At 70.9% G+C, this 23,381-nt stretch carries 22 protein-coding genes, 1 tRNA gene and 1 pseudogene; 12 read left to right on the top strand and 12 right to left on the bottom strand.

Going from position 1 to position 23,381, the window contains the following annotated elements; all coding sequences use genetic code 11:
- Nucleotides 1–17: 17 nt before the first annotated feature.
- From ACWCRD_RS25635 to ACWCRD_RS25620, 4 genes are all read right to left on the bottom strand, one after another.
- Nucleotides 18–1,622: a serine/threonine-protein kinase gene (locus tag ACWCRD_RS25635; protein WP_450968102.1), complete on the bottom strand. Its 1,605-nt coding sequence runs from the start codon at nt 1,620–1,622 to the stop codon at nt 18–20.
- Nucleotides 1,623–1,909: 287 nt separating this feature from the next.
- Entirely contained in the window at nt 1,910–2,998 is a 1,089-nt protein-coding gene (locus tag ACWCRD_RS25630; protein WP_450968101.1) for an FAD-dependent oxidoreductase, read from the bottom strand.
- A gap of 162 nt (nt 2,999–3,160) precedes the next feature.
- Entirely contained in the window at nt 3,161–3,343 is a 183-nt protein-coding gene (locus ACWCRD_RS25625; RefSeq protein ID WP_450968308.1) for a glutamate synthase-related protein, read from the bottom strand.
- A 15-nt stretch (nt 3,344–3,358) separates the two neighbouring features.
- The gene (locus ACWCRD_RS25620; protein ID WP_450968100.1) at nt 3,359–3,853 is read right to left on the bottom strand and encodes a PaaI family thioesterase; all 495 of its coding nucleotides are present in this window, start codon (nt 3,851–3,853) and stop codon (nt 3,359–3,361) included.
- Between the two features lie 101 nt (nt 3,854–3,954).
- Here ACWCRD_RS25620 and ACWCRD_RS25615 point away from each other — a divergent pair, with 101 nt between their 5' ends.
- Nucleotides 3,955–4,428, top strand: a complete 474-nt coding sequence (locus ACWCRD_RS25615) for a winged helix-turn-helix transcriptional regulator (protein ID WP_450968099.1) — start codon at nt 3,955–3,957, stop codon at nt 4,426–4,428.
- A 48-nt stretch (nt 4,429–4,476) separates the two neighbouring features.
- Here ACWCRD_RS25615 and ACWCRD_RS25610 read toward each other — a convergent pair whose 3' ends face one another.
- Nucleotides 4,477–5,025 carry a DUF1062 domain-containing protein gene (locus ACWCRD_RS25610; RefSeq protein WP_450968098.1) on the bottom strand — a complete coding sequence of 183 codons (549 nt, stop codon included), beginning with the start codon at nt 5,023–5,025 and terminating at the stop codon, nt 4,477–4,479.
- A gap of 190 nt (nt 5,026–5,215) precedes the next feature.
- Entirely contained in the window at nt 5,216–7,192 is a 1,977-nt protein-coding gene (locus ACWCRD_RS25605) for a heavy metal translocating P-type ATPase (protein ID WP_450968097.1), read from the bottom strand.
- A 166-nt stretch (nt 7,193–7,358) separates the two neighbouring features.
- Between ACWCRD_RS25605 and ACWCRD_RS25600 the strand changes: the two genes are divergently transcribed.
- Nucleotides 7,359–7,718: an ArsR/SmtB family transcription factor gene (locus tag ACWCRD_RS25600; RefSeq protein ID WP_450968096.1), complete on the top strand. Its 360-nt coding sequence runs from the start codon at nt 7,359–7,361 to the stop codon at nt 7,716–7,718.
- On the opposite strand, the gene ACWCRD_RS25595 is transcribed toward ACWCRD_RS25600, so the two are convergent.
- Both ACWCRD_RS25595 and ACWCRD_RS25590 read right to left on the bottom strand, forming a co-directional pair.
- Nucleotides 7,715–8,884 (bottom strand): acyltransferase family protein, encoded by a 1,170-nt coding sequence (locus tag ACWCRD_RS25595; RefSeq protein ID WP_450968095.1) that lies wholly within the window; start codon nt 8,882–8,884, stop codon nt 7,715–7,717. The two genes, ACWCRD_RS25600 and ACWCRD_RS25595, sit on opposite strands and share 4 nt — an antisense overlap.
- Nucleotides 8,885–9,019: 135 nt before the next feature.
- Nucleotides 9,020–9,937 (bottom strand): SGNH/GDSL hydrolase family protein, encoded by a 918-nt coding sequence (locus ACWCRD_RS25590; RefSeq protein WP_450968094.1) that lies wholly within the window; start codon nt 9,935–9,937, stop codon nt 9,020–9,022.
- Nucleotides 9,938–10,225: 288 nt separating this feature from the next.
- Here ACWCRD_RS25590 and ACWCRD_RS25585 point away from each other — a divergent pair, with 288 nt between their 5' ends.
- From ACWCRD_RS25585 to ACWCRD_RS25575, 3 genes are all read left to right on the top strand, one after another.
- Entirely contained in the window at nt 10,226–10,477 is a 252-nt protein-coding gene (locus tag ACWCRD_RS25585; RefSeq protein WP_450968307.1) for a hypothetical protein, read from the top strand.
- 15 nt (nt 10,478–10,492) lie between these two features.
- Nucleotides 10,493–11,680 carry a flotillin family protein gene (locus tag ACWCRD_RS25580; RefSeq protein WP_450968093.1) on the top strand — a complete coding sequence of 396 codons (1,188 nt, stop codon included), beginning with the start codon at nt 10,493–10,495 and terminating at the stop codon, nt 11,678–11,680.
- 187 nt (nt 11,681–11,867) lie between these two features.
- The gene (locus tag ACWCRD_RS25575) at nt 11,868–12,989 is read left to right on the top strand and encodes a PP2C family protein-serine/threonine phosphatase (RefSeq protein WP_450968092.1); all 1,122 of its coding nucleotides are present in this window, start codon (nt 11,868–11,870) and stop codon (nt 12,987–12,989) included.
- Nucleotides 12,990–13,142: 153 nt separating this feature from the next.
- Here ACWCRD_RS25575 and ACWCRD_RS25570 read toward each other — a convergent pair whose 3' ends face one another.
- On the bottom strand, nt 13,143–14,159 hold the full coding sequence (locus ACWCRD_RS25570) for a sigma-70 family RNA polymerase sigma factor (protein WP_450968091.1): 1,017 nt from the start codon (nt 14,157–14,159) through the stop codon (nt 13,143–13,145).
- A 164-nt stretch (nt 14,160–14,323) separates the two neighbouring features.
- Between ACWCRD_RS25570 and ACWCRD_RS25565 the strand changes: the two genes are divergently transcribed.
- From ACWCRD_RS25565 to ACWCRD_RS25540, 6 genes are all read left to right on the top strand, one after another.
- The gene (locus tag ACWCRD_RS25565; protein ID WP_450968090.1) at nt 14,324–15,061 is read left to right on the top strand and encodes an SDR family NAD(P)-dependent oxidoreductase; all 738 of its coding nucleotides are present in this window, start codon (nt 14,324–14,326) and stop codon (nt 15,059–15,061) included.
- Between the two features lie 151 nt (nt 15,062–15,212).
- Entirely contained in the window at nt 15,213–15,980 is a 768-nt protein-coding gene (locus tag ACWCRD_RS25560) for a DUF899 domain-containing protein (protein WP_450968089.1), read from the top strand.
- A gap of 87 nt (nt 15,981–16,067) precedes the next feature.
- A complete protein-coding gene (locus ACWCRD_RS25555; RefSeq protein ID WP_450968088.1) occupies nt 16,068–16,754 on the top strand; it encodes an SDR family oxidoreductase in 687 nt (228 codons plus the stop codon).
- A 582-nt stretch (nt 16,755–17,336) separates the two neighbouring features.
- On the top strand, nt 17,337–18,026 hold the full coding sequence (locus ACWCRD_RS25550) for an aggregation-promoting factor C-terminal-like domain-containing protein (RefSeq protein WP_450968087.1): 690 nt from the start codon (nt 17,337–17,339) through the stop codon (nt 18,024–18,026).
- A 137-nt stretch (nt 18,027–18,163) separates the two neighbouring features.
- On the top strand, nt 18,164–20,161 hold the full coding sequence (locus ACWCRD_RS25545; RefSeq protein WP_450968086.1) for an ArnT family glycosyltransferase: 1,998 nt from the start codon (nt 18,164–18,166) through the stop codon (nt 20,159–20,161).
- Nucleotides 20,162–20,265: 104 nt separating this feature from the next.
- On the top strand, nt 20,266–21,111 hold the full coding sequence (locus tag ACWCRD_RS25540) for a trypsin-like serine peptidase (RefSeq protein WP_450968085.1): 846 nt from the start codon (nt 20,266–20,268) through the stop codon (nt 21,109–21,111).
- Here ACWCRD_RS25540 and ACWCRD_RS25535 read toward each other — a convergent pair.
- The 3 genes and pseudogenes from ACWCRD_RS25535 to ACWCRD_RS25525 all read right to left on the bottom strand — a co-directional run bounded on the left by ACWCRD_RS25535 (nt 21,098) and on the right by ACWCRD_RS25525 (nt 22,504).
- The gene (locus ACWCRD_RS25535) at nt 21,098–21,925 is read right to left on the bottom strand and encodes a polyprenyl synthetase family protein (protein WP_450968084.1); all 828 of its coding nucleotides are present in this window, start codon (nt 21,923–21,925) and stop codon (nt 21,098–21,100) included. The genes ACWCRD_RS25540 and ACWCRD_RS25535 overlap by 14 nt on opposite strands.
- Nucleotides 21,909–22,175: pseudogene (locus ACWCRD_RS25530) on the bottom strand (squalene/phytoene synthase family protein); the annotation flags it as partial. The pseudogene ACWCRD_RS25530 and the gene ACWCRD_RS25535, both read right to left, overlap by 17 nt.
- A gap of 255 nt (nt 22,176–22,430) precedes the next feature.
- Nucleotides 22,431–22,504: transfer RNA gene (locus ACWCRD_RS25525), tRNA-Pro, on the bottom strand.
- Nucleotides 22,505–22,658: 154 nt separating this feature from the next.
- On the opposite strand from ACWCRD_RS25525, the gene ACWCRD_RS25520 reads away from it, so the two are divergent.
- Entirely contained in the window at nt 22,659–23,366 is a 708-nt protein-coding gene (locus ACWCRD_RS25520) for a transketolase (RefSeq protein ID WP_450968083.1), read from the top strand.
- Nucleotides 23,367–23,381: the final 15 nt, after the last annotated feature.

Below are 23,381 nucleotides of genomic sequence, written 5' to 3'. Positions count from 1 at the left end.
AGGGGTGTCGTGGAGGATCAGCTCTCGGCGGGCATCACCGTGCTGATCGTGCCCTTCGTGTCCGCCACCAGATAGCCGGTCTGGCCGTAGTCGTTGCTGAGGTAGATCCTCATACCGGTGGCAAAGCCGAAGGCGTTGCCCGGGAGGTTCAGCAACAGGTATCGGGTGTTCGCCTTGGATACCTTGAGTTTCTTCTTCGCCTGGGCCAGGAGTGAGGGGACCTTCTCCCAGTCGAAGCCGTCCAGGCGGACGGGTTTCTCTTCGCCGGACAGTGTGCCGTTGATGATGTCCTTCTGTACGCCTTGGCCGGGGCGGTAGGTGTACGAGTCGTACGCGGTGTCGCTGCCCGTCACCATCACCCCGGCCGATACATACCCCGGGTAGACCGTCAGGTCGCCGAAGCGGTCCCGGCCGGTCTCCTTCTCGATGGCCGCGATCGCGGTCCGGATGCCCTGCGGGGTCAGCAGGTCGGTCGTGGCGGTCTGTTCCGCGGTCGTGGGAGAAGCGGTGGATCCGGCCAAGGGCGTTGCCGTGGTGCGGGAGCCCGTGCCCCCGGACGCGTGCGTGCCCGACCCCGGCAGCAGGTTCCACACGAGTACGCCGGCGAGGGCGACTCCGGCGGTGGGCAGGACGAGCAGCGTCCAGCGGCGGCGACCGGCAGGCACCGGGGTGGTCGGTGGGGCGTACGGCGGTGGGGCGTCCTGCGGCGGGGTGTCCCGCGGTGGCACGGCCGGGGGCTGGAGGGGGAAGGACGTGGGGGTCTCGGTCTGGGGCTGCCGGGCCACGTCGGCCAGCATCCGTTCCAGTTGCCGGGCGCCGGGGCGGGCCTGGGGATCGCGTACGAGGACGCGGGCGAGGACGTCCGTCAGGGGGCCGGCCTTGACCGGCGGCGGTATGTCGTCGGTGAGGACCGCGGCCAGGGTCGCAAGGGTCGTGCCCCGGCGCAGTGGATGGTGGCCCTCGACGGCGACGTACAGCATCATCGCGAGCGACCAGATGTCCGAGGCCGCGCCGCCGTCCTTGCCGGAGACCCGCTCGGGTGCCATGTAGTCGGGGGTGCCGATGACCGAGCCGGTGGCGGTGAGGGCGGTGGCGTCGCGGATGGCGGCGATGCCGAAGTCGGTGAGCACCGGGCGGCCGTCGGGGCGCAGCAGGACGTTGGCCGGTTTCACGTCGCGGTGTTCGATGCCGGCCTCGTGGGCGGCCCGCAGCGCGACCAGCACTTCGAGGCCGGTGCGTGCCGCCTCGGTCGGGTTCATCGGGCCGAGGGCGAGGCGGTCGGCCAGGGAGCCGCCGGTCACGAGTTCCATGACGATCCACGGGTAGGTCCCGGGGCCGCCGTCGACGATGTGATGGATCGTCACCACGTTGGGGTGGTCGACCCGGGCCAGTGCACGGGCCTCCCGCAGCACCCGCTCCCGCAGCAGCCGTGCGGCCCCCGGGTCGCACTCGGCGAGGCCGGGGTCGGACGGCCGTACCTCCTTGATGGCCACATTGCGGTGCAGCATCAGGTCGGTGGCCCGCCAGACCATGCCCATGCCGCCGCCTCCGAGCCGTTCCGTCAGCTCGAACCGTCCGTCGACAACCCGTCTCGCAGGGGTGTCTCTGCCCTCGTCGCTCATGCGCGGGAGCCTAGTGGGCCGCCCTGACAACCTCGCGTCCAGTTCAGCGAGCGGACCCCGGCGACTGCGCCGGGCCGGTGCACGACGGGTGGACCTGGCCCTGGCTCTGCCTGGCGGTGTCGGAGCCGCTGTCCGGGGGAGGCTGATCATGGGCCGCGGCAACGAGTAGGCCTCGCAACTGCCTCATGCCTTCAGCGCGGTTGCGGGTGACCGGGCCGGCGTCCGTCTCCCGTTTCAGCGTCCTGACCCGCCGGGGCGGGGGTGGCCTGGCCGGTGACCGGCGCGTCTTATGCCGTGCGCCCCAGCCGGAAGCGGGGGTGCGGCTCGGTGCGGCCGGTCGCGAGGTCGGCGGCCATCGCGCCGATGAGCGGGGTGAACTTCGCGCCGTGTCCGGAGCACGGGGAGACGATGACGAAGGGGCCGTGCCGGTCGAGGACGAAGTCCTCGTCGGGGGTGGTGGTGTAGAGGCAGGTGGCCTCGGCGACGGGGGCGGGTTCGAGGCCCGGGAGACGGTCGCGGACGAAGCCGCTGACCCGCGTCCGCGACGACGCATCGACGACCCCGCTGCGGGTGCGGGCGGTGGTGGGCGTGCCGCGGTCGTGCTCGGCGACCTTGACCGTGGCCAGCGGGCCGCCGTCACTCCCCGACGGCAGCCCGTAGAGGTGCAGCGCCCCGTCCCAGACCAGGGTCGGCCACTGTACGGACGGGTCCCGCTGCGGGAAGTGGAAGACCTGCTGCTGGGTCACCTCCAACGGCGGCAGCGGTACGGGCAGTTCGAGTTCCGGCAGCCAGGCGCCGACGGCGATCACCACGGTGTCCGCGAGGACCTCGCGGCCGTCGTCGGTGTGCAGGAGCACCCGCTCCCCGCCCCGTGCGTCGATGCCCGTGACACGGGTGCCGGTGATCGCTTCCGCGCCGTGCTCGATCGCCCGCCGGACGCAGGCCGCCACGGTCTGGTCGGCGTCGACGACGCCCGCGTCCGGGTGGTGGAGCACCGGGCCCGTGATGCGGATGTACGGCCAGCGCTCCGCAGCTTCCTCCGGGCCGAGGAGCTCATGGGGCACTCCGGCCGCGGAGAGGAGCTCGGCGATCGCCTTCGTGTCGCGCTCCTCCCCGATGTCGAGGCCACCGGTCGTACGCAGCAAGGGGGTTGAGCTGTCGTGCTCCAGTTCCCGCCACTGCTCGTACGCCTGTCCGGTCAGCTGTACGTAGAAGGGGTCGGCGTACGCCCGCCGGATGATCCGTGAGCTGCCGTGCGAGCTGCCCTTCTTGTGGCCGACGCCGTACGCCTCGATCAGCGTGGCCTCGTGGCCGCGCCGGGCCAGCTGCCAGGCGGTGGCCGCGCCCATCAGCCCGGCACCTACGACGGCGATCACAGGCCCTCCCCGGCGATCCAGTTCGTACCCGCGAGCGGGACGCGGGCCATGGCGGCGGATTCGATGGTAAGGGCAACCAGGTCCTCGGGCTCGAGACGCAGGAGGCGTGCCTTGCCGCAGGGCGGGCGAGGGCCTGGGCCTGGGCCTGGGCCTCCATGGTCGTCACACGCAGGCAGTTCGCGAGGCGGCGACCGGCCTCGACCGGGTCCAGGTGGGCGGCGAGCTCCTCGTGATGGGCGGAGATGACGGCCGGTCGCCGCCGATCGCGATCAGCGCGGCCGTACCGATGGCGACCGCGTCCGCGCCGAGTGCGAGGGCCTTGGCCGGGTCGGCAGGGCTGAGCAGGACGGGAGCCGGGCCTCAGGCGCCCGGCACCGGGAAGAGCATGCAGCTGCTGGTGGCGTGGGCGAGCAGGCGGTCCGCCGAGTCGAAGAGCCGCGCCTCGGCGAGTGCGGTGCGCCGACCGCTGCTCAGGATGCTGCCGACGGCGCGGACCTTGCCGGTGTCGGCGGTGATCGGACGCAGGAACTTCACGGTCAGGTCGAGCGAGGTGTAGCCCATGCCCGGCGGCAGGGTGGACTGCACGGCGCAGCCGGCCGCCGAGTCGAGCAGCGTGGCGTAGATGCCGCCGTGGACGCTGCCGATGGGGTTGTAGTGCTCCTCACCGGGCTCCAGGGAGAACACCGCGTGGCCGTGGTCGACCTCTTCGACCGACATTCCCAGCGTGGCGGCGATCGGCGGCGCGGGCAGCCGGCCGGCGAGGATCTCGCGGAGGAAGTGCAGGCCGGAGCCCTGCCCGACGGCGCCCGCCGAGATCGCGGGGTCGCCCCACTCGTACGTACGAGAGCGTTCCATGCGGCTGCGATTCCTCCCTGACCCACTGACTATGTTTCTCGAAGCTAGCTCCGCGGTCAGCTGACTGTCAATGTAGAAGCCAGGTGTTCTACGATGGCGGTATGAAGTGGCTCGAGATGAGCACCGAGAACTGTCCGGTCCAGCGCAGCCTCAATCTGATCGGCGAGAAGTGGTCGCTGCTGCTTCTGCGTGACGCCTTCAACGGGGTGCGGCGCTTCGACGACTTCCGCCGCCATGTGGGGCTGTCGGAGGCGGTCCTGTCCGACCGGCTGCGCAAGCTGGTCGCGGCCGGGATCCTGCGGACGGTCCCCTACCAGGAGCAGGGCAGCCGGACCCGCTACGAGTACCGTCTCACCGCCAAGGGCCGCGATCTGTGGCCGGTCATCGTGGCGCTGCGGCAGTGGGGCGAGGCGTACGTCGGGGATCCCGAGGGACCGGTCCTGGAGGTCCGGCACCGCGACTGCGGCGCTCCGGTGCGGGTCGTGGTCGAGTGTCCCGACGAGCACACCGAGCTTTCCCCGAGGGAGGTCACGGTGACGCCGGGGCCGGCGGCGCGCCTGCAGCCTGAGGACTGAAGGCCTGTCCGGCGGAGCTGCCGGACAGGCCCGTGTCCCGGGGAGGGCTCAGCGCTTGAGCGTGAAGGTGAAGTCGCCGGAGAGCTTGCCGCTCAGCCGGACTGCCGAGACGAGCTTCCCGTCCGTGATCAGATGCGCGACCTCGGCCCGCGAGAGACCGCAGCCGTCTGCGATCAGCCGCACCGGCCGGACCGGGATCCGTGCGGCGAAGCGCACGGAGACGTCGATCACCTCGCGGTCCAGGTGATCCGTTCCGCGGGTGTCGAGGCGCCAGGCGCCGTCCCAGTCGAGGGCTGTGCGATTAGGGCGCTGCAGGGCCGGATCCTGGAGCAACTCGGCTGCCAGATCAGGGTCGTTGGCGTACATCCGGTCCAGCAGCTCAGGTCGTATCGAGCGCACGTTCGTCCGGTCCAGGACCGTGAGCTTCGCCGTGTCGCCGCAACCGGTGCAGAGCACCAGCAGCCAGGCGTCGAGGAGCTTGTGGTGTGCGTTGACGCGAAACTTGCCGTTGGCCCGGAAGCGTTCGGAGGCGCACGCGTGGCAGCGGCGCAGCACGGTCGGCAGGCAGGTGGGCATGACCCCCCAGGTATGGAGCACAGAAGTACACCGGTTTCAGTGAGAAGTCCGCAGCAAGAAGCAGCGCGGCGCAGTTGCGCGACGCGCGACAGATCAGCTCTCGGGGGGTCTCACACGGTGTACAACGGCACGTCCTTGCCTGGGCGACTCGGGTCGGCAGCACGGTAGGACAGGGCAGCGGCGCTGATCCACCGGTTTTCGGCCGCGGACGTCAGCCGACCTCGGTGACCGCCCGGCGCCAGGCCCGCTCCCCCAGCAGTCGCAGCCCGTTGAGCCCGACGAGGACGGTGGAGCCCTCGTGGCCGGCGACGCCGAGGGGCAGCGGCAGGGTGCCTGCGAGGTCCCAGACGACGAGGCCCGCGATGAAGGCCCCGGCGATCACCAGGTTCTGCACGACCAGACGCCGGGCCCGGCGGGAGAGGGCGATCACCGCGGGCACGGTGGCGAGTTCGTCGCGGACGATGACGGCGTCCGCCGTCTCCAGCGCCAGGTCGGATCCCGCGCGGCCCATGGCGACACCGGTGTGGGCGGCCGCGAGGGCCGGGGCGTCGTTGACGCCGTCCCCGACGACCAGCACCTTGCGTGCCGCGCGCTCCAGTTCCGTCACCGCGCTCACCTTGTGCTGCGGCAGCAGTCCCGCGCGGACGTCCTCGATGCCGACCTCGGCGGCCAGGTGCGCGGCCGCACGCGGGTTGTCGCCGGTCAGCAGGGTCGGGGCGGTGCCGGTGAGGCGGGTGAGGGAGGCGACCGTGGCGGCGGCGTCCGGGCGCAGCCGGTCGGCGAGGCCCAGGAGCCCGGCGGGGACGCCGTCGGCCACGACGAGGACGGCGGTACGGCCGGCCTCCTCCAGGTCGGCCGCATGGACCGCCGCGTGCGCCACCGCGTCGGTCGCGCCGCTGAGGAGCCGGGCCGGGGCGCCGACCGTGACCCGCCACCCGTCGACCGTCGCCGTCACTCCGACACCGGGCGTCGAGTCGAAGTCCCGCGCTGACGGCAGGAGCAGCTCCCGCTCACGCGCCGCCTCCACGACGGCCCGCGCCAGCGGATGCTCGCTGGGGTGCTCGGCGGCGGCCGCGAGTGTCAGCAACTCCCGTTCTCCCATGCCGGATCCGGGCAGCGGCCGTAGGTCGGTCACCCGGGGTACGCCCTCGGTCAGGGTGCCGGTCTTGTCCAGCGCGACGGTGTCGACCTGGCCGAGCCGCTCCATCACCACCGCCGACTTGACCAGCACGCCGTGCCGTCCGGCGTTGGCGATGGCCGACAGCAGGGGCGGCATGGTGGCCAGGACCACCGCACACGGCGAGGCCACGATCATGAAGGTCATGGCCCGCAGCAGCGCCCCGGTCAGCTCGGCGCCGAAGGCGAGCGGCACGAGGAAGACGGCAAGGGTCGCCGCCACCATGCCCAGCGAGTAGCGCTGTTCGACCTTCTCGATGAACAGCTGGGTGGGCGCCTTGGTCCCGGACGCCTCCTCGACCATGCGGACGATCCGCGCCAGCACCGAGTCGGAGGCGTCCCGTTCGACGCGGACCCGGAGCGCGCCCGTGCCGTTGACGGTCCCGGCGAACACCTCGTCGCCGGGCTCCTTGAGGGCGGGCAGCGGTTCACCGGTGATGGTCGCCTGGTCGACCTCGCTCGCCCCGTCCAGTACGCGGCCGTCGGCGCCGATCCGCTCACCGGGCCGTACGAGAATGGTGTCCCCGATCGTCAACTCCTCGACGGACACCGCCCGTTCGGAGCCGTCCGGGGCGATCCGGGTCGCCGTGGCGGGCGCCAGGTCCAGCAGGCCGCGCACCGAGTCGGCGGTCCGGGCCGTGGCCAGCGCCTCCAGTGCGCCCGAGGTCGCGAAGATGACGATCAGCAGGGCGCCGTCCATGACCTGCCCGATCGCAGCGGCCCCGAGGGCGGCGACGACCATCAGCAGGTCGACGTCGAGGGTCTTCCCGCGGAGCGCCTTGAGCCCCTCCCAGCCGGGCTCCCACCCGCCGGTGACGTACGCCGCCGCGTAAAGCGGCGCCCAGGCCCAGGCCGGTGCACCGGTCAGCTGGAGCGGCAGCGCGAGCAGGAAGCAGACGGTGGCCGCGGCGGCCCAGCGCACCTCGGGCAGCGCGAGCATCCGGGTGCGCCGTGGGGGCACGGGCCCGGACGTGACCGGGGCGGCCCGGGGCGGAGTGAGCGTGGAGGTCATGCTCCGACCATACAGGAACACATGAAGACTCATTCATTTCTTCATGAGTGCATGGTCATGAGTGCATGGTCATGAGTGCATGGTCATGAGTGCACGTTCATGGGTGCACGTTCATGGGTGCATGGGTACGGGACTGCGGCCGCTCACCCTCCGTAGGATGAGCGGCATGGGCCATGGAGCTGACACCACCACCGCCGCAACGGCACGCGAGCGCCTGGAGACAGTGGGTGCCGCCGACGTGGCCGCCACGCTCCAGGCCCTGGCGACCCCGTCCCGGCTGCGCATCCTGGCCCATCTGCAGGAGGGCCCGTGCGCGGCGACCGAACTCGCCGACGCCGTGGGCATGGAACAGTCCGCCTGCTCCCACCAGTTGCGTCTGCTGCGTAATCTCGGCCTGGTCACCGGCGAGCGCCGCGGCCGCTCGGTCATCTACGCGCTCTACGACAACCACGTGGCCGAACTGCTCGAGCAGGCCCTCTACCACGTGGAGCATCTGCGGCTGGGCCTGCGCGACAGTACGGCCTAGGCGTCCTGACCGTCCGGCTGCCGCACGACCCCGCGGCGCTCGGCGGAGGGGCGGCGGCGCAGCAGCAGGCGTCTCGCGGGGCGCTCCACCGCCTCGTACAGGACCCAGGACAGGCCGAGGGACACGGCGAACACGACGGCCGTCACGGCCAGGCCCGCCGTCGGGCCGAAGAGCGGTTTCGTGCCCAGCACGTTGGTCCCAGCCCGCAGCACGAGCAGGTGGACCATGTAGAACGCGAAGGAGAGCTCCCCCAGCCGTACCAGTCGCCGGTGGCGCCACATCGAGGGCAGACCGTGCAGGTCGGCGACGGCCGCCGCCGCGATGAGCAGGGCGAAGCCGATGACGGTGCAGACGGTGGACGGGTAGCCGTCGGTGATGTGCGGGACGTGCGGGACGAGGAAGTAGCCGATGATCGCGAGGGCGAGCGAGGCCTCCAGGCCGGGTCCGCGCCACCGGTCGAGCAGCACCAGCCGGGCGACGGCCACACCGAGGACGAACTCGGGCAGCCGCGCGGCAGGGAAGGAGTAGATCTGCTGGCCCAGCCAGTGGTGCGCGTCCACCCACGCCAGCCCCAGCACCGCCAGCACCGACGCTCCGGCCAGGGCGGTCGCGCCGCGGGCGCCGAGACGGCGCAGGAGCAGCGCCAGCAGCGGGAAGACGGCGTAGAAGAAGGCCTCGCAGGCCAGTGACCAGCTGACCGGGTCCAGCGTCTGCCACCAGGGCCGCCACCAGGAGTGCACCAGCAGGACGTTGGCCAGCCCCTGGCTCAGGGTCGGCTTGGACTGGTGGGCCAGCGTGTATGCCATGAGCAGCGCGATCGCGGCGGTGACCAGGTGCACCGGCAGGATGCGGGCGATACGGCGGCGCCAGAAGGCCGGCGCGCGGTCGCCCGGCCGGGCCGACCAGGTCAGGACGAACCCGGACAGCACGAAGAAGAACGACACCCCCGTCGCGCCGGCCCCGAACGCCCAGGTGACGAGGGAGCCGGCGTTGCCGTCGAAGTAGTGGAAATTGTGCACGTGCAGTCCGAAGACCAGCAGTGCGGCCATCCATCGCAGGCCGGTGAGGGACGGCAGCGAGGGCGCCGGAGCGGACGGGGAACTCCTCGTGGTGCTTGCGGTCTCGGTGCTCGACGGCGTCCGGGGCGCCCTGGTCGCCGTCGTCATCGAATCACCTGCAGGGAACTGTTCGTGCTGTGCATGAAGCGGGGCATGAAGGGGAAGCTTGCCAGTTCAGCACCTTTCATTCATCCCCGTACCCGACGTCACACCAATGGGGCCGAACCTCGGCACCGCAGCGGCTCAATCGCGGCCGTGCCCCTTGCCCAGACGTTCGAGAACGGCACGCGCCATCGCTTCCTCACCCTTGGCGTTGGGGTGCGCGGGGGCGGCGGGCGAGGCCGGCTGGAGCGGTTCGATCCAGCGGACGTCGGGTGCCTTGCACATGTCGTGGCCCACCGTGGGCCCGTAGGTGTCGACGTACCGCGCGCCGTCCCACTCGGCGACCAGCCGCAGCATCAGGTTCAATCGCTTGCCGGTGTCCCGCAGATAGGCGAAGTCCTTGGCCGCGAACGGCACTGCGGGATAGCAGCCGCTGCCGTCGTCGGGCAGCAGGTCGGGGTAGCCGACGACGAGCACGCGGGCGCGCGGGGCCCTGGCGTGCACGGCCCGCAGCACCGCGTCGATCTTCGGCGCGGTCCGCGCGATGGCGACGGTGAGCTGGTCGATGCCGGACGAGGCGTAGTAACGCCGGCACGGGTCACCGGTCGGGTCCTGGGAGCTGAGGCGGGCGCAGGTGCCGATGATGGAGCTGAAACCGATGTCGTTGCCGCCGATCTGGACCGTCACCAGACCGGTGTCGCGGTTCAGCGCGTCCAGCTGCGGCTCGTTGCTGCCCTGCGCCTTCCACATGTTGTCGGTGGTCGCTCCGCTGCAGCTCACGTCCTTGAACGCGGTCGCCTTGCGCACCGCCGCCACGATCGAGGGGTAATTGTGGTCGGAGCGGGCGCAGTTGGCGTCCACCTGCTGCGGGATGAGGGGGCCAGCCGTATAGGAGTCCCCGAGCGACACATAGCGGGTGTCCCGGCCGTGTCCCCCTCCGTATGCCGCGGCCGGCGTCGTGGACGCCGCGACGAGAGCGCAACCGCCGAGCGCCGCCCCCACCGCCATCCCCCGCCGCCGGCGTCTCGCCGCTGAGCCCGAACGCGTGTCGTCCGCCATGCGATTCCTCCCCCTGAGACCCGGACGTCGCGCGGAGCCGCACCGGGGCGCGGCATCACACGCGACGCAGTCTGTATACCGCTCGGTATGTCTCCGGGGCCAGAGGCGGGAGGCAGGCAACTGGCCTTTCCCGAAAAGGGAATCGACCGGTTCCGGGGGCCGGACTCCCCGCCGGCCGCGGACGAAGGCGTCCCTGCGGCGCGCGCCGGATCGACATGCCCGTTGGGTCCGCGACCCAGGTAGGTCTATCGTCTGAATCGTGGGCCAGAACATAGGAGAGCGGCCATGATGCCGCAGGACGAAGCCGTGATCGGCTGCACGGGGAAGGTGCTCGTCGGAACGCGCGGATCCGCGGGGCCCGGCGAAATCCTGGTGCGGGTCAGAGGCGGTTCCGAGACCTTCCTCGCCTGGTCCGAAGATCCCCTGCCCACGGGGGCGACGGTGCTGGTGATCGAGTCGCGCGGATGCCGGGAGGTCGGCGTCATCGAGTGGGTGGATCCATTGGACGCGCTCGACGGCGACGCCGTCGGCGCAGACTGAGGAGTAGAAAGAAACATGTTCGGATACCGCGTTCCCGCTCCCGACGAGGCGATGTTGATCTCGGGAGGCAGGCGGGGACTGGGGGGCGCGCCGTTCCGAGTGGTGACGGGGCACGGCAAGTTCGTGATCCCGTTCTTCCGCAAGACCCGCTTCCTGACCCTGTCGATGTGCGAGGCCGAGGTCACGGAGACCTGTGTGACCAAGCAGGGCATCGCCCTGCACGTCCGCGCGGTCATCGCGTTCAAGGTCGGCAACGACCACGAGAGCATCATCAACGCCGGCCAGCGCTTCCTCTCCGACCAGGACCAGATGTCGGTCCTGACCGGGCGGATCTTCGCCGGTCACCTGCGGGCGATCATCGGCTCGATGACGGTCGAGGAGATCGTCACCGAGAGGCAGAAGCTCGCCGCGGAGGTCCTGGACACCTCCAAGACCGAGATGGCGAAGATCGGCCTGATCGTGGACTCGCTGCAGATCCAGTCGATCGACGACGGCGACGCCGGTTACATCGACGCGATGTCCGCCCCGCACAAGGCGGCCATCCAGCGGCAGGCCCAGATCGCCCAGGCCCAGGCCACCCAGGCCTCGGTCGAGGCGGAGCAGGAGGCGGCCCGCAAGCAGGCCGAGTACGCCCGGCAGACCGCCATCGTGAAGGCGGAGTACTCGGCCGAGGTGGACCGCGCCCAGGCACAGGCCTCCCAGGCCGGACCGCTGGCCCAGGCGCACGCCCAGCAGGAGGTGCTCGCCGCACAGACCGAGCTGGCCCAGCGGCAGGCCAAGCTCCGTCAGCAGCAGCTGGTCGCCGAGATCGTGAAGCCCGCCGAGGCCGAGGCCGAGCGGATCCGGGTGCTCGCCGCCGCCGACGCGCAGCGCATGAAGATCCAGGCCGAGGCGGCGGCCTCGTACGACCGGGTCGCGCTCGACCGGATGCTGATCGACCAGCTGCCGCAGATCGTGAAGGAGGCAGCGGGCGGCCTGGCGGGCGCCAACGTCAACGTCCTCAACGGCGCGGACGGTCTGGGCGAGATCGCCGCCGGTCTGGTGTCCCAGGGCCTGACCATCCTCGACTCGGTCCGGCAGAACCTGAACGGCCAGGACGCCACGGACGGGCGCCGGCCCGAGGAGAACCCGGGCAGCGGGCTGCTCCAGCTGCGCTCGGGCAAGGAGAGGAAGTCGGACGACGGGCCGGTCGACGTCGACTAGGCGCTCCGCTGGTGCAGCCGCGATGGGCCGTCGTTTGTCCGCGGCTCCGTCGTGGCTGGTCGCGCCCCGCGGCGGAGCCGCAAGATCGATGCTGCCCCGCGCCCCTCTGGGGCGCGGTCGAACCGCCACGGACTCCCCCCGGCCTGGCATAACGTAGATGGTGATCACCATCTGACCGGGAGTCGCCATGACCGGTAGCCGACGGAAGAGACCCGTCGAAGTCTCCGATGCCATCGAGCCGCCGAGCAACGCCGAGCTGGTCGTGGGCGTGGTGTCGGTGACGGTGCTCGTGGAGGTCCTGGGGGTGCTGTCCGGGTCCGCGGTGTGGCTGCTCGGGCTGCTGGTCTTCCTGCCGGGGACGGCGTCGGCGCTGTGCACCGTGCGGCAGACGGGGTTCGTCGCCGCGTGGACCTCGCTGGTCGTCACCGCGACCGCGGTGGTGCGGGCCCCGGTGGGCGGACACTGGCTGGACCGGCTGCTGCTGGTCCTGTTCACCCTCGCGCTGGGAGTGGCCTCCGTCTACGCCTGTCAGTGGCGCATCCGGCGCGAGCACGAGATGCTGCGGCTGCGCTCGACCGCCGCGGCCATGCAGCGGCACATCCTGCACCCGCTGCCGCTGGTCACCGACGACGTGCTGGTCAACGGCGTCTACGAGCCCGTGCAGGAGGACCGGCTCGTCGGCGGTGACATCTACGACGTCGTCGACTCGCCCTTCGGCACCCGGGTGCTGATCGGCGACGTGCAGGGCAAGGGGCTGGCCGCCGTGGGCGCCGCGTTCGCCGTCATCGGTGCCTTCCGTGAGGCGGCCCACCGGGAGCCCACGCTCACCGCGCTCGTCGACGCCCTGGACGCCGCGGTCGTCCGCCACAACTCCTACGCCGAACAGACCGGCGAGGACGAGCGGTTCGTCACCGCACTCATCCTCGGCGTCGACGCCGACAGCGAGGTGCAGGTCGTCAACTGCGGCCATATTCCTCCCCGGTTGATGCACGAGGGCCTCGTCACCACACCGCCGCTGGACTCCGGTGTCCCGCTCGGTCTCGCCGAACTGGCCGCCGAACCCACGACCGTGGACTGGTTCGACTTCCCGGCCGGTGCGACGCTGCTGCTGACCACCGACGGCCTCACCGAGACCCGCGCCGACGACGGCACGTTCTACCCCCTCGACGAGCGACTGACCAAGCACCTGGGCCTCTCCCCCACCGAACTGCCCCGGGCGCTGCACGAGGACGCCCTCACGTTCACCGACGCCGACCGCCGGCACGACGACATCGCCGTCCTGACCGTCCGCCGCTCCCCGCGCCTCTGAGCACACCGTGGTCGGTGGTGCCGGTCGGCATCAGAGTTCCGGCGTGGCTCCCAGCAGAGGCGACGAACACGTTCGCCCCGTCGCGACGCCCGGCACGCCGAGAGCAAGCACCGGACGCCGCTCCTTGACGGGCAGACGTTGCCTGCGGGGGCACTAGTCGCGCAACGTCCGGGGCAATCCGAACATGGGGAAGAGGCCGTTGTCACCGAAGCGGGTGATGGCGGAGATCCTGTCGCCCTCCAGTGCGAGCACCACCAGCCCGTAGGCGTGCGCGATGGGGCTGGTGGGATCGCGCAGGTAGGAGCCGAAGGCCGGCTGGCCGTTCGCCCGCGCGGGCACCAGCCGGAGCGCCTTGCTGCCCCACCAGGCGAGATTCTCGTAGAACCGGGCGATGGCCGCGCGTCCCTGGTATTCGACAGGCTCGGGCGGCATCGTCAGCCAGGCGTCGTCGGTCAGCAGGGCGACCAGCCCGTCGACGTCGGAATTCTCCATCGCGTCCACGAACCGGCCGACGAGTTCGCGTTCACGCGGTGAGCGAGGCAGGGGCGCCCGGTCGCGGTCGCGCGCGGGCAGTTGGCCGCCCAGGGCCGCGCGCGCCCGCTGCAGGGCGCTGTTCACCGAGACACCGCTGCTGTCCAGCAGGTCGGCCACCTCGGCCGCACGGAAGCCGAGCACGTCGCGCAGCACCAGCACCGCGCGCTGCCGCGGCGGCAGCCGTTGGAGTCCGGCCATGAAGGCCACGGCCAGCGACTCCCGCGACTCGTAGCGGGCGTCCGGTCCCGGCGCCGTGTCCGGCAGGTCCTCCAGCAGGGTGTCCGGGTAGGGCTCGAACCACAGCGGTTCGGAGCGGCGCGTCGGCTCGGGCACATCGAGCGGAGGGCCGGCCGAGGGCTGCCGAGGGCGGGGGCGGCGCGCCGTGTCGCGCAGGGCGTTCAGGCACCGGTTGGTCGCGATGCGGTACAGCCAGGCGCGTACCGAGGCCCGCTCCTGGAATCCCCCGAGCCCGCGCCAGGCGGCCAGCAAGGTCTCCTGAACCGTGTCCTCCGCGTCCTGCACGGACCCCAGCATCCGGTAGCAGTGCACCTGGAGCTCACGCCGGTAGGGCTCGGTGAGCTCACGGAACGCCTCCCCGTCGCCCGCCCGCGCCCGCGCCAGAGTCGATTCGATCACCACGGTGTCCTCGCTTCGCCTCGTCGCTCGTCCTCCCGGTATGGACACCGCCCGGGCCGAAAAGTCATCGGTGACTTCCTCGATGCGGCCGTGTCTCAACGGACGACTGCAATTCACGCCGGTTTCCACACCGCATTCCATGAACAACAAGGGAGATCGCCACCATGACGAACATCGCGGGCAGTGCAGTACTGATCACCGGAGGCAACCGCGGCATCGGCCGGGCGCTGGTCGAGGAAGCCCTGAAGAGGGACGCCGCGCACGTGTACGTCGGTACACGCGTACCGTTCGACCACCCGGACGAGCGGGTCGCTCCCCTGAGGCTGGATGTGACCGCCGCCGACCAGTTGCGCCGGGCCGCCGAGGAGGTCGAATCCCGCGGCGTCCTCGACGTGCTCGTCAACAACGCCGGCATTGCCCGCTACGACGACCTGAGCGACCGCTCCGTCCTCGAACGGCACCTCGCCGTCAATCTCCTCGGCACCTATGAGGTGACGAACGCGTTCCTGCCACTGCTGCTCCGCTCCAAGGGAGCGATCGTCAACAACCTGTCGACCAACAGCCTCGCCCCCTTCCCGCTGATCGCGTCCTACTCGGTCTCCAAAGCGGCCGCGTTCTCCCTGACACAGTCGCTGCGTGCCCTGCTGGCTGAACAGGGCGTGCGTGTGCACGCCGTACTGACCGGACCGGTGGACACCGAGATGAGCCGGGGTCTCGACGCGCCCAAGGCATCCGCGCAGTCCGTCGCGCGGGCCGTCTTCGACGGGGTGGAGAACGACGAGGAGGACATCTTCCCCGACCCCGCCTCGCAGTCGCTGGCCGAGGGCTGGCGCGGTGGCGTGGCAAAAGCCATGGAGCGGCAGTTGGCGGAGCTTTCGGTGGCACACCGCGCCAAGTACTGAACCAGTGAGCCGCCGCGAGGACATACGCACCGCGTTCGCGTTCGGGCTCTCCCGCGTCGGCTCGTGCACCGGGCTGATGCTGATGCGGCACGGGCCGCACACGTCCGATCAACAAGAAGAAGCGTCAAGAAGCAAAGGGGAGCGAGAGACCATGACCGACCACAGGACGGGAACCCGGGAAGAGTGGCTCGCGGCCAGGCTGGATCTCCTCACAGCCGAGAAGGAACTGACCCGGCGCAGCGACCAACTGGCCCGGCAGCGGCAGGAGTTGCCGTGGGTGCGCGCAGAAAGGGATTACCGCTTCGAGACCGACGAGGGGCCGGCGTCCCTCGACGACCTCTTCGCCGGCCGCCCCCAACTCCTCGTCTACCACTTTATGTTCGGGCCCGACTACGAGGCGGGGTGCCGGTCCTGCTCGGCGATCGCGGACGGCTTCGACGGTTCCGTCGTCCACCTCGCGCATCACGACGTCACGCTCTGCGCGGTCTCGCGGGCGCCGCTTCCCAGACTGCAGGCGTACAAGCGGCGGATGGGCTGGAGCTTCCCCTGGGCGTCGTCGTACGGCAGCGCCTTCAACTACGACTTCGGGGTGGCCCACACCGAGGAGGAGTGGCGCGCGGGAGCCGTCACCTACAACTACCGCGAGAACCGTGACCTCCGGCTGCCGTCCGGCGAACTGGGAGACCGGCTGACCGAGTTCGCGTCGAGCGTGGGGACGGACTGGGACACCTATCGGCGCGAGGGGCCCGGCATGAGCGCGTTCGTCCGCGAGGACGGGGTCGTCTATCACACCTACTCGGCGTACGAGCGTGGCGTCGACGGCCTGTGGGGCATGTACCAGTGGCTCGACCGCGCTCCGCTCGGCCGCAACGAGACCGGCATGTGGTGGCGCCGCCACGACGAGTACGGCAGCCAGTGACACGTATCGGCGACCTCACCCCGATTTCCCGAGCCCGGAGGTGCGCGAGCGCCGGCCCGCGACCTCGACCGTATACGGAGGAACACCATGACCATCCGCAACGCCCTCGTCATCGGGGCCGGCAGCGGCGTGGGCCGTGCCACAGCCGATGCCCTCGCCGCCCAGGGAGTCGAGGTCCTGGCCACCGGGCACGAGCGGGACGCCACGGATCCCGCGCAGGTCGCCGCGCTCCTCGACGAGGCCGAACCGGATCTCGTCGTGGTCGCCGCGGGTACACGTCCGCGGATGGCGCCGATCGGGGAGCAGAGCTGGGAGTCGTTCTCGGCGCCGTGGAACGTCGACGTCAAGATCGCCTTCGAGGTGGGCCGGGCCTCACTGGCACGCCCGTTGCGGGCGGGATCGACGGTGGTGATCGTGTCGAGTGGGGCGGGACTCGGCGGCTCACCGCTGTCGGGCGGGTATGCGGGCGCCAAGCGGACGCAGATGTTCCTGGCCGCCTATCTGCAGTCCGCCGCCGACGCCCGCGGGCTCGGCATCCGGTTCGCCGCCCTGGTCCCGGGCCAGTTGCTGGTGGGCACCGCGATCGGTGAGGCCGCGGCCGCCGCGTACGGTGCCGAGCGTGGCCGGTCGGCGGAGGCATATCTCAAGGAGCACTCCCCGGCGCCGCTCGACGCCACCGGGGTCGCCCGTGCCGTCCTCGAGATCGCCCAAGGCGAGGAACACCGGAGAAACACACTGGTGGCCGTGACGGGCAAGGGACTCGAGGCCCTCTGAGGGGGGATGACCGAGGCGGGCCCAGGTACCGCCAGGAGTTGATCCCGGCCTGGGTCGGTGCCGTGCCGTTCGGCACCGCGTGCCCGCCACGAGGGCGCTGACGCGGTTCTCGTACGCGCGGCGGGCCCTGAGTTGCGCCGGGATCGCTGCGGCGCCGTCTGGCGGTGTCCGAGGGCGAGGGCGGCGATGGACTGGCCGCCATTGCCGGGCCTCGCCGAATGGCATCGGACGGCCGCCCTGAGGTGATGCTGGACAACGGCGCGTGCTGGGCCTCGCCACCCGGCAGGCCGTCCGGGCGAAGTTCCGGTTCGGCCCGGAGGCTCCCCGGACCGTCCCCGTGGAGTTCAGCATCGAGGGCGGCCCCGCGTCCTGTGGCGGATCGGCCGCGACCTCCTCCACCAGGGGTCCGCGACCGCGGATCTGCTCCAGGAACCCACTGACCTCTGTGTGACCATCCACACCTCCTTCACCATTGCGCCACCCGCCCCCGCACGGCAGAGTGTTCGAACTGCCTGACAACGCAGGCGAGTTGCCCGTGTACGTCACCTGCATGGCCGCACGGGCGAAGCGGAAGGAAGACGTGTGAGCCCGATTTCGGTCCGGGGACTGGCAGTGGCTTCGGCCTCCGCGGTCACCGCTGTCGGAAGCGTCGTCGGAGCCACCTCGCCCGGCGCCGCGCAGGCGAACGATGCCGAAGCGACGGCCGCCGGCTCCACGCTGCTCGCGGACTTGCCCGCAGGGCAGCAGGCCCAGGTGCAGACCGCGTCCCTGACGCAGCAGGCCGACGCCCAGGGCGTCCAGGCGGACGCGAGCGCCAGGAAGGACGCCGAGGAGGCGGCCCGCAGGGCTGCCGCCCAGACTGCGGTCGCGAAGAAGGAAGCCGCGCAGAAGGCCGCGGCGGAGAAGGCCGCAAAGGAGCAGACCCAAGCCAAGGTGGCCGCCGGCCACAGCAGCACGGTCGTTCCGGCCAAGAGCTCGTACACCGTCGCCGAGATCCAGGCGATAGCCCGGCAGATCGTGCCCGGCGGCCAGTTCCAGTGCTTCAGCAACATCGTGGACCGCGAGTCCGGCTGGAACATGCAGGCCCTCAACGCCTCCTCCGGCGCCTACGGCCTCATGCAGGCGCTGCCCGGCTCCAAGTACGCGTCCGCCGGCTCGGACTGGCAGACCAACCCCGCCACCCAGATCAAGTGGGGCCTGAACTACATGAACAGCACGTACGGCAGCCCCTGCCAGGCCTGGGCCTTCTGGCAGACCCACCACGCGTACTGAGCCGCGGCACCACGCCGGTCGTACGGCTGCGGTACACCTGATTTTCACCTGAATGTGAACCGACCCCAGGCATCCCCAGCGGTGTCCTCCCCCTCTTGCACGTCGTACGTCTGACGCGCGTTCGGGAAGGTTCGTCCATGGGGGTCAGCACCTCGGAACTCATCAGGCCGGTTCAGCGCACGGGTGGCCCGCCGCCTGCGCGCGGGAAAGGGTTCAACGCCGGACTGGCCTGGTGGGTGATCATGCTGGCGGCGACGGTGCTGTTCACCTGGGACATCCAGCACAGCACCTACCACTCCTTCTACTCCGAGACCGCGCGCAGCATGACGGAGAGCTGGAAGGGCTTCCTCTTCGGCTCGTTCGACCCGGGCAACACGATCACCATCGACAAGCTCCCGGGTTTCCTGTGGCCGCAGGCCCTGTCCGCGCGGATCTTCGGCTTCCATCCGTGGGCGCTGACTCTGCCGCAGGTCGTCGAGGGCGTCCTCTGCGTCGCCGTGCTGCACCGCGCCGTACGCAGCTGGGCGGGGGAGCGTGCGGGACTCCTCGCCGCCGGCGCCTTCACACTGACCCCTGTGGTCGCGGGGATGTTCCGTACGGAGGTCGAGGACCCGGCGTTCACCCTGTGTGTCCTGCTGGCCGCGAACGCCACGCTGCGCGCCGCGCGCGAGGCCCGGCTGCGTCCGCTGCTCATGGCCGGGCTGTGGGTCGGCCTCGGCTTCCAGGCCAAGATGCTGGAGGCCTGGGCGGTGCTTCCCGCACTCGGCCTGCTCTACCTGGTGTCGGCCCCGGCGACGCTGCGCCGCCGGCTGACCCATCTGGCGGCGGCCGGAGCAGTGTGCGTCGCGGCGTCGGCGTCCTGGATGGTCCTGGTGGCCCTGACTCCGGCCCAGGACCGCCCGTTCATCGACGGCACGACCGACAACTCGGCGTTCAGCCAGGTCGTCGGATACAACTTCCTCAACCGTTTCGCCAGCCTCGGCATCAGCGCCGACTCCACCGGCAGCGTCGCCGCCACGACCATGGCCGGCACCGCACCGGCACACTCCGGCGCCGGCCGGCACGCCGCCTGGGCCAAGATGTTCGGCCCGTCGCTCGCCTCCCAGGTGGGCTGGCTCTACCCGGTGGCCGCGCTGTCCGTGGTGTGCGGCCTGGTCTGGCTGCGCGGCAGACCCCGTACGGATCCGCTGCGGGCGGGCTTCCTGCTGTGGGGCGTGTGGCTGGCCACGTACTTCCTGGTCTTCAGTGCCGGCGCGGTAGGCGCCCACACGTACTACATGGGAGTGGTGGCGGTCCCGCTCGCCGCGCTGTTCGGAGGCGGCATCGTGCAGTTCTGGCGGGCGTGGCAGCGCTGCGACCGGACCCGCTCGTGGGCCCTGCCGACGGCGGTTGTCAGCACCGTGGCATGGTCGGCGTTCATCGCGACGCGGTACTCGTTCCTGCCCTGGCTGGCACCCGCCGCGATCGTTGCGGGGGCCGCAGGGCTGCTGCTGCTCGCACTGTCACGCACCACCGGCCGGCAGGCGCCCGCCCGGATCGCGGTACTTGGCATCGGGGCGGTCATCGTGGGCATGCTGCTGCCGTCCGCCGCCTGGGCGTCAACGGTCCTGGACCCGAAGTACGGCCACTCGGGCATGGGCGCGGCCGGACCGGCCTCCACCTGGCACCACCGGCACGACTGGGCCAAGACCCGCGCCTCGGCGTACGACCCGGCCCCGAGCGACAGCTCCCCCCGTGCAAGGAACCCGCACAAGAACACAGTCACGTACGACTACCGGACGGCACTCACCCCCGAACAGCAGCGCTTCCTGGCCTTCATGAAGGCCCACCAGGGCCATGCCACCTTTGTCTTCGCCACGACCAGCTGGCGCTCGGCCTCCCCCTACGTCCTCTTCGCGGGCGCCGAAGTCCTCCCCATGGGCGGCTTCACGGGCGCCGCGCCCACGCCCACCGGCGCCGCGTTCCACAACCTGATCGCCACCGGCCGACTGCGCTACGTCGTCCTCGGCGGCGTACCGACCGCCCCGGGCCGCGCCGCCGCGCAGTGGGTACGCGGCCACTGCGCACCCATGCCCCACCAGACGTTCCGTGTCTACGACTGCGCGTCGGCATCCGCCACGCCGAACAGGCACTGACACCTTGGTGAAATTGCGAAGTCTGGCGTCCGTAAGGGTTTCACAAGAAATTCTCAGCCAAGTCGAGCGGCTGCCCTCACCTTCGTGAGACAGAGTGATCACTGATGGAGCGCATCTCACGCATCATGGTCACCTCGCGTCACGCGTTGCTCGGCGTCGTGATGATGTTCACCCTGGCCTCGTCCGTGGCCGCCGCGGAGGTCGGGTACAGGCACCCGGGGCGGGCGTCGGAGGTCCCGTCGTCCGGCGGAAAAGCGGGCCCCGCGGGGCAGGCGCGACCGCCGACGCAGGCCTTAGGGGCCACCGTCGACGTCGTCGCCGATCGTGCGTCGGCGCGGATCGGCGCACTGTTCGGCGCGGACCGGGCCGACGACCTGGCCGGCGGACACAGCTGCACGGCCTCGGTCGTGCACAGCCCCCGGCGCGACCTCGTCGTCACCGCCGCGCACTGCGTGGGCGACGTCAGTACCGACCTGGTGTTCGTGCCGGGCTACCGGGACGGACACGCGCCGTACGGGGTGTGGAAGCTGGACCACCGCTATCTGCCCGACGGATGGACCAAGGCCCAGGACGAGGACAGCGACCTGGCCTTCGCCACCGTCGACGAGCAGGACGGCAGGGCGATCGAGGACGTCGTAGGAGCCAACCGGTTCACGCCCGGAACGGCCACGGGCGCCACCCCCGTGACCGTCGTCGGCTATCCCGACTCCCGGGAGACGCCCATCAGCTGCACCAACAAGCCGACCGCCTACAGCAGCACCCAGCAGCGCATCGACTGCCCCGCTTTCACCCAGGGCACCAGCGGCAGCCCCTGGATCAACGACGCCGGCCAGGTCGTCGGCGTCCTCGGCGGCTACGACCAGGGCGGCGACACCGACGACGTGTCCTACAGCGTGACACTGGGCAGCCAGGCGGCCGACCTGTACAAGACCGCCATCAGCGATCCGTGATCCGCGCGCTCCGCCCGCCGCCTTCCCGTCCGCGTCGGTCACCTCGGCGATCGCGTGAGCGGGAAGCTGCCGAGGATCCGGTCACGCATGGGTGTTGCGGGTGCGGCGGTGGGAGGCGAGAAGCGCCAGGAGTGCTGCTCCGGTGAACCACAGGAGCTCGATGGCGAGGTGGGTGGGGGTCGGGGTGGTGGTGCACTCCGCGGCGGTAGGCGATGTCGCGGATACGGTCAATGGTCTGCGATGTGCAGTCGGGACTCCCGAGAGCGGCCTTGACGGTGTTGTGTTCCTCCGCGCTGGTGGCGGCGAGCAGGTCACGGACCAGGTAGGTGAGGCGGCCGGCCCGCAGGTCGGCACCGATGGGCTTGCCCGTGAGGTCCGGATCACCGAAGAGGTCGAGGTAGTCGTCCCGCATCTGGCCGCTGATGCCGGCCAGCGCGGCGTAGCGGCGCAGGCTCTCCTCATACTGGGCCAGGCCCTCGCCCGCGGCCGGCAGGCCCAGGCGCAGGGGGGCGAGGATGGAGTAGCGCGCGGTCTTGTACTCGCACACGGTCTCCAGCAGCCCCTCATCAGCCGAGGGGGTGACGTCGCGTTCGAGGTCGAGGATCTGACCGATGACGGTATCGGTGGTCACGCCGAGTTGGACGTCGAGCATGGCCTGCTTGCGGTCGGCGGGGAGGTCTGCCTGCACCAGCACGCGCAGGGCCAGGAAACCGGCGAGAGCACCTGCCATCATGGCCAGTCCCAGTGCGGCCTGCGGGTTCTCCGGAAGGTCTTCGCGGCACGCGTAGTACGTCGAGAGGCCACCGCGGCGCAAAGGTGAACCGGTACACCTGCGCAGTGTGGGCGAACGCCTGCCCCAGCGGATCGGTGCACTGGCCGCGGCGTAGATCTGTGAGCGTCCGCTGACGCCACACCTCATACCTGCCGGCGCGTTCCTGGGGGTCGCCGCTGTCCAACAGCTGATCGGCCCACCGGCCCAACGCATAAACGGCCCAGGCGTGTGTCCGTTTGCCCGCCGGCAGCAGCAACGAGCCCGCCCAATGAAGACGTCCGTCGAAAGTCACCAGCAACCGGCCACACAGCCGGTACGCCTCCCGCAGCACCGGATCAGTAATCCCGGCCCGATCCGGAGCACCCTGGTCACCCCACACTCAGCGCCACCGTTCGGTCGGTACCTGCTCTTACTGGCGTCCCATCAGGGAAACGAAAGCCGGCAACGCCCGGCCCCAGTGCGCTGATCCTCGATCGGTCCCCAGGAATGATCAAAAGGCCGTTTCAGATGTCCTCTGAAACGGCCTTTGACCTGCGACTTCAAAAAGTCGGGACGACAGGATTTGAACCTGCGACCCCTTGACCCCCAGTCAAGTGCGCTACCAAGCTGCGCCACGTCCCGGTGCCCGTCTGACCTGGGGTTTCCCCCGGCCGAACGTGCATGGAAACCATACCGCACTCGGGTCGATGGTCGCGCATGGCTTTTGCGCGCGGCACACGAGGAGCGGCTGGCGGCGCTTGACCTGAAGCTTGGTTGAGGTTGCACGATCGTCCGCATGACGATCACCGAGGAAGAGCGGCGTACGTACGCGTACGAGGACCTGCCCAGGCTCATGGGACTGATGACCGGCGACGAGAAGCACGGCCCGGCGGCGACGTCCACGCTGGACGTGCTGTGGGTGCTGTACGACCGGGTGCTGGGGGTGGGGCCGGAGCGGATGGGCGACCCGGGGCGGGACCGTTTCCTGCTGTCGAAGGGGCACGGTCCCATGGCGTACTACGCGGTCCTCGCCGCCAAGGGCTTTGTGCCCGTGGACTGGCTGCCGCGGTTCGGCTCGTACGACTCTCCGCTCGGGCACCACCCGGACCGTGTGCTGGTGCCAGGGGCCGAGATCGGCAGTGGGTCCTTGGGACACGGACTGCCGATAGGCGTGGGTACGGCGCTGGGGCTGCGCGCCCAGGGGTTGCGCGAGCCGCGGGTCTGGGTGCTGATCGGGGACGCCGAGCTGGACGAGGGCAGCAATCACGAGGCGATCGCCTTCGCGGGGCCCGCCGGGCTGGAGCAACTGCACACCGTCGTCGTCGACAACTCCTCCGCCAGCCACGCCCGGCCCGGCGGCATCGCCGCCCGTTTCGAGGCGGCGGGCTGGTCCGCGGTCACGGTCGACGGCCGCGATCACGAAGCGCTCCATGCTGCCTTCACCTCTCCGCATCCGGGCCGCCCGCATGTCGTCGTGGCCCGGGTGGAGCCGAAGGCCGGCTGAGCCCGCTCCTCCTGC

The sequence above is a fragment of the Streptomyces sp. NPDC002092 genome, from assembly GCF_053593775.1.
Note: the sequence above shows the minus strand (reverse complement) of the source record. Positions and strands in the feature narration are given on the sequence as shown.

What these genes read in the sequence shown, in the direction of transcription:
- ACWCRD_RS25635 (WP_450968102.1), bottom strand. Translation starts at nt 1,622, where the DNA reads ATGAGCGACGAGGGCAGAGACACCCCTGCGAGACGGGTTGTCGACGGA.
- ACWCRD_RS25620 (WP_450968100.1), bottom strand. Translation starts at nt 3,853, where the DNA reads ATGGAACGCTCTCGTACGTACGAGTGGGGCGACCCCGCGATCTCGGCG.
- ACWCRD_RS25615 (WP_450968099.1), top strand. Translation starts at nt 3,955, where the DNA reads ATGAAGTGGCTCGAGATGAGCACCGAGAACTGTCCGGTCCAGCGCAGC.
- ACWCRD_RS25605 (WP_450968097.1), bottom strand. Translation starts at nt 7,192, where the DNA reads ATGACCTCCACGCTCACTCCGCCCCGGGCCGCCCCGGTCACGTCCGGG.
- ACWCRD_RS25600 (WP_450968096.1), top strand. Translation starts at nt 7,359, where the DNA reads ATGGGCCATGGAGCTGACACCACCACCGCCGCAACGGCACGCGAGCGC.
- ACWCRD_RS25595 (WP_450968095.1), bottom strand. Translation starts at nt 8,884, where the DNA reads ATGACGACGGCGACCAGGGCGCCCCGGACGCCGTCGAGCACCGAGACC.
- ACWCRD_RS25590 (WP_450968094.1), bottom strand. Translation starts at nt 9,937, where the DNA reads ATGGCGGACGACACGCGTTCGGGCTCAGCGGCGAGACGCCGGCGGCGG.
- ACWCRD_RS25585 (WP_450968307.1), top strand. Translation starts at nt 10,226, where the DNA reads ATGCCGCAGGACGAAGCCGTGATCGGCTGCACGGGGAAGGTGCTCGTC.
- ACWCRD_RS25580 (WP_450968093.1), top strand. Translation starts at nt 10,493, where the DNA reads ATGTTCGGATACCGCGTTCCCGCTCCCGACGAGGCGATGTTGATCTCG.
- ACWCRD_RS25575 (WP_450968092.1), top strand. Translation starts at nt 11,868, where the DNA reads ATGACCGGTAGCCGACGGAAGAGACCCGTCGAAGTCTCCGATGCCATC.
- ACWCRD_RS25565 (WP_450968090.1), top strand. Translation starts at nt 14,324, where the DNA reads ATGACGAACATCGCGGGCAGTGCAGTACTGATCACCGGAGGCAACCGC.
- ACWCRD_RS25560 (WP_450968089.1), top strand. Translation starts at nt 15,213, where the DNA reads ATGACCGACCACAGGACGGGAACCCGGGAAGAGTGGCTCGCGGCCAGG.
- ACWCRD_RS25555 (WP_450968088.1), top strand. Translation starts at nt 16,068, where the DNA reads ATGACCATCCGCAACGCCCTCGTCATCGGGGCCGGCAGCGGCGTGGGC.
- ACWCRD_RS25545 (WP_450968086.1), top strand. Translation starts at nt 18,164, where the DNA reads ATGGGGGTCAGCACCTCGGAACTCATCAGGCCGGTTCAGCGCACGGGT.
- ACWCRD_RS25540 (WP_450968085.1), top strand. Translation starts at nt 20,266, where the DNA reads ATGGAGCGCATCTCACGCATCATGGTCACCTCGCGTCACGCGTTGCTC.
- ACWCRD_RS25520 (WP_450968083.1), top strand. Translation starts at nt 22,659, where the DNA reads ATGACGATCACCGAGGAAGAGCGGCGTACGTACGCGTACGAGGACCTG.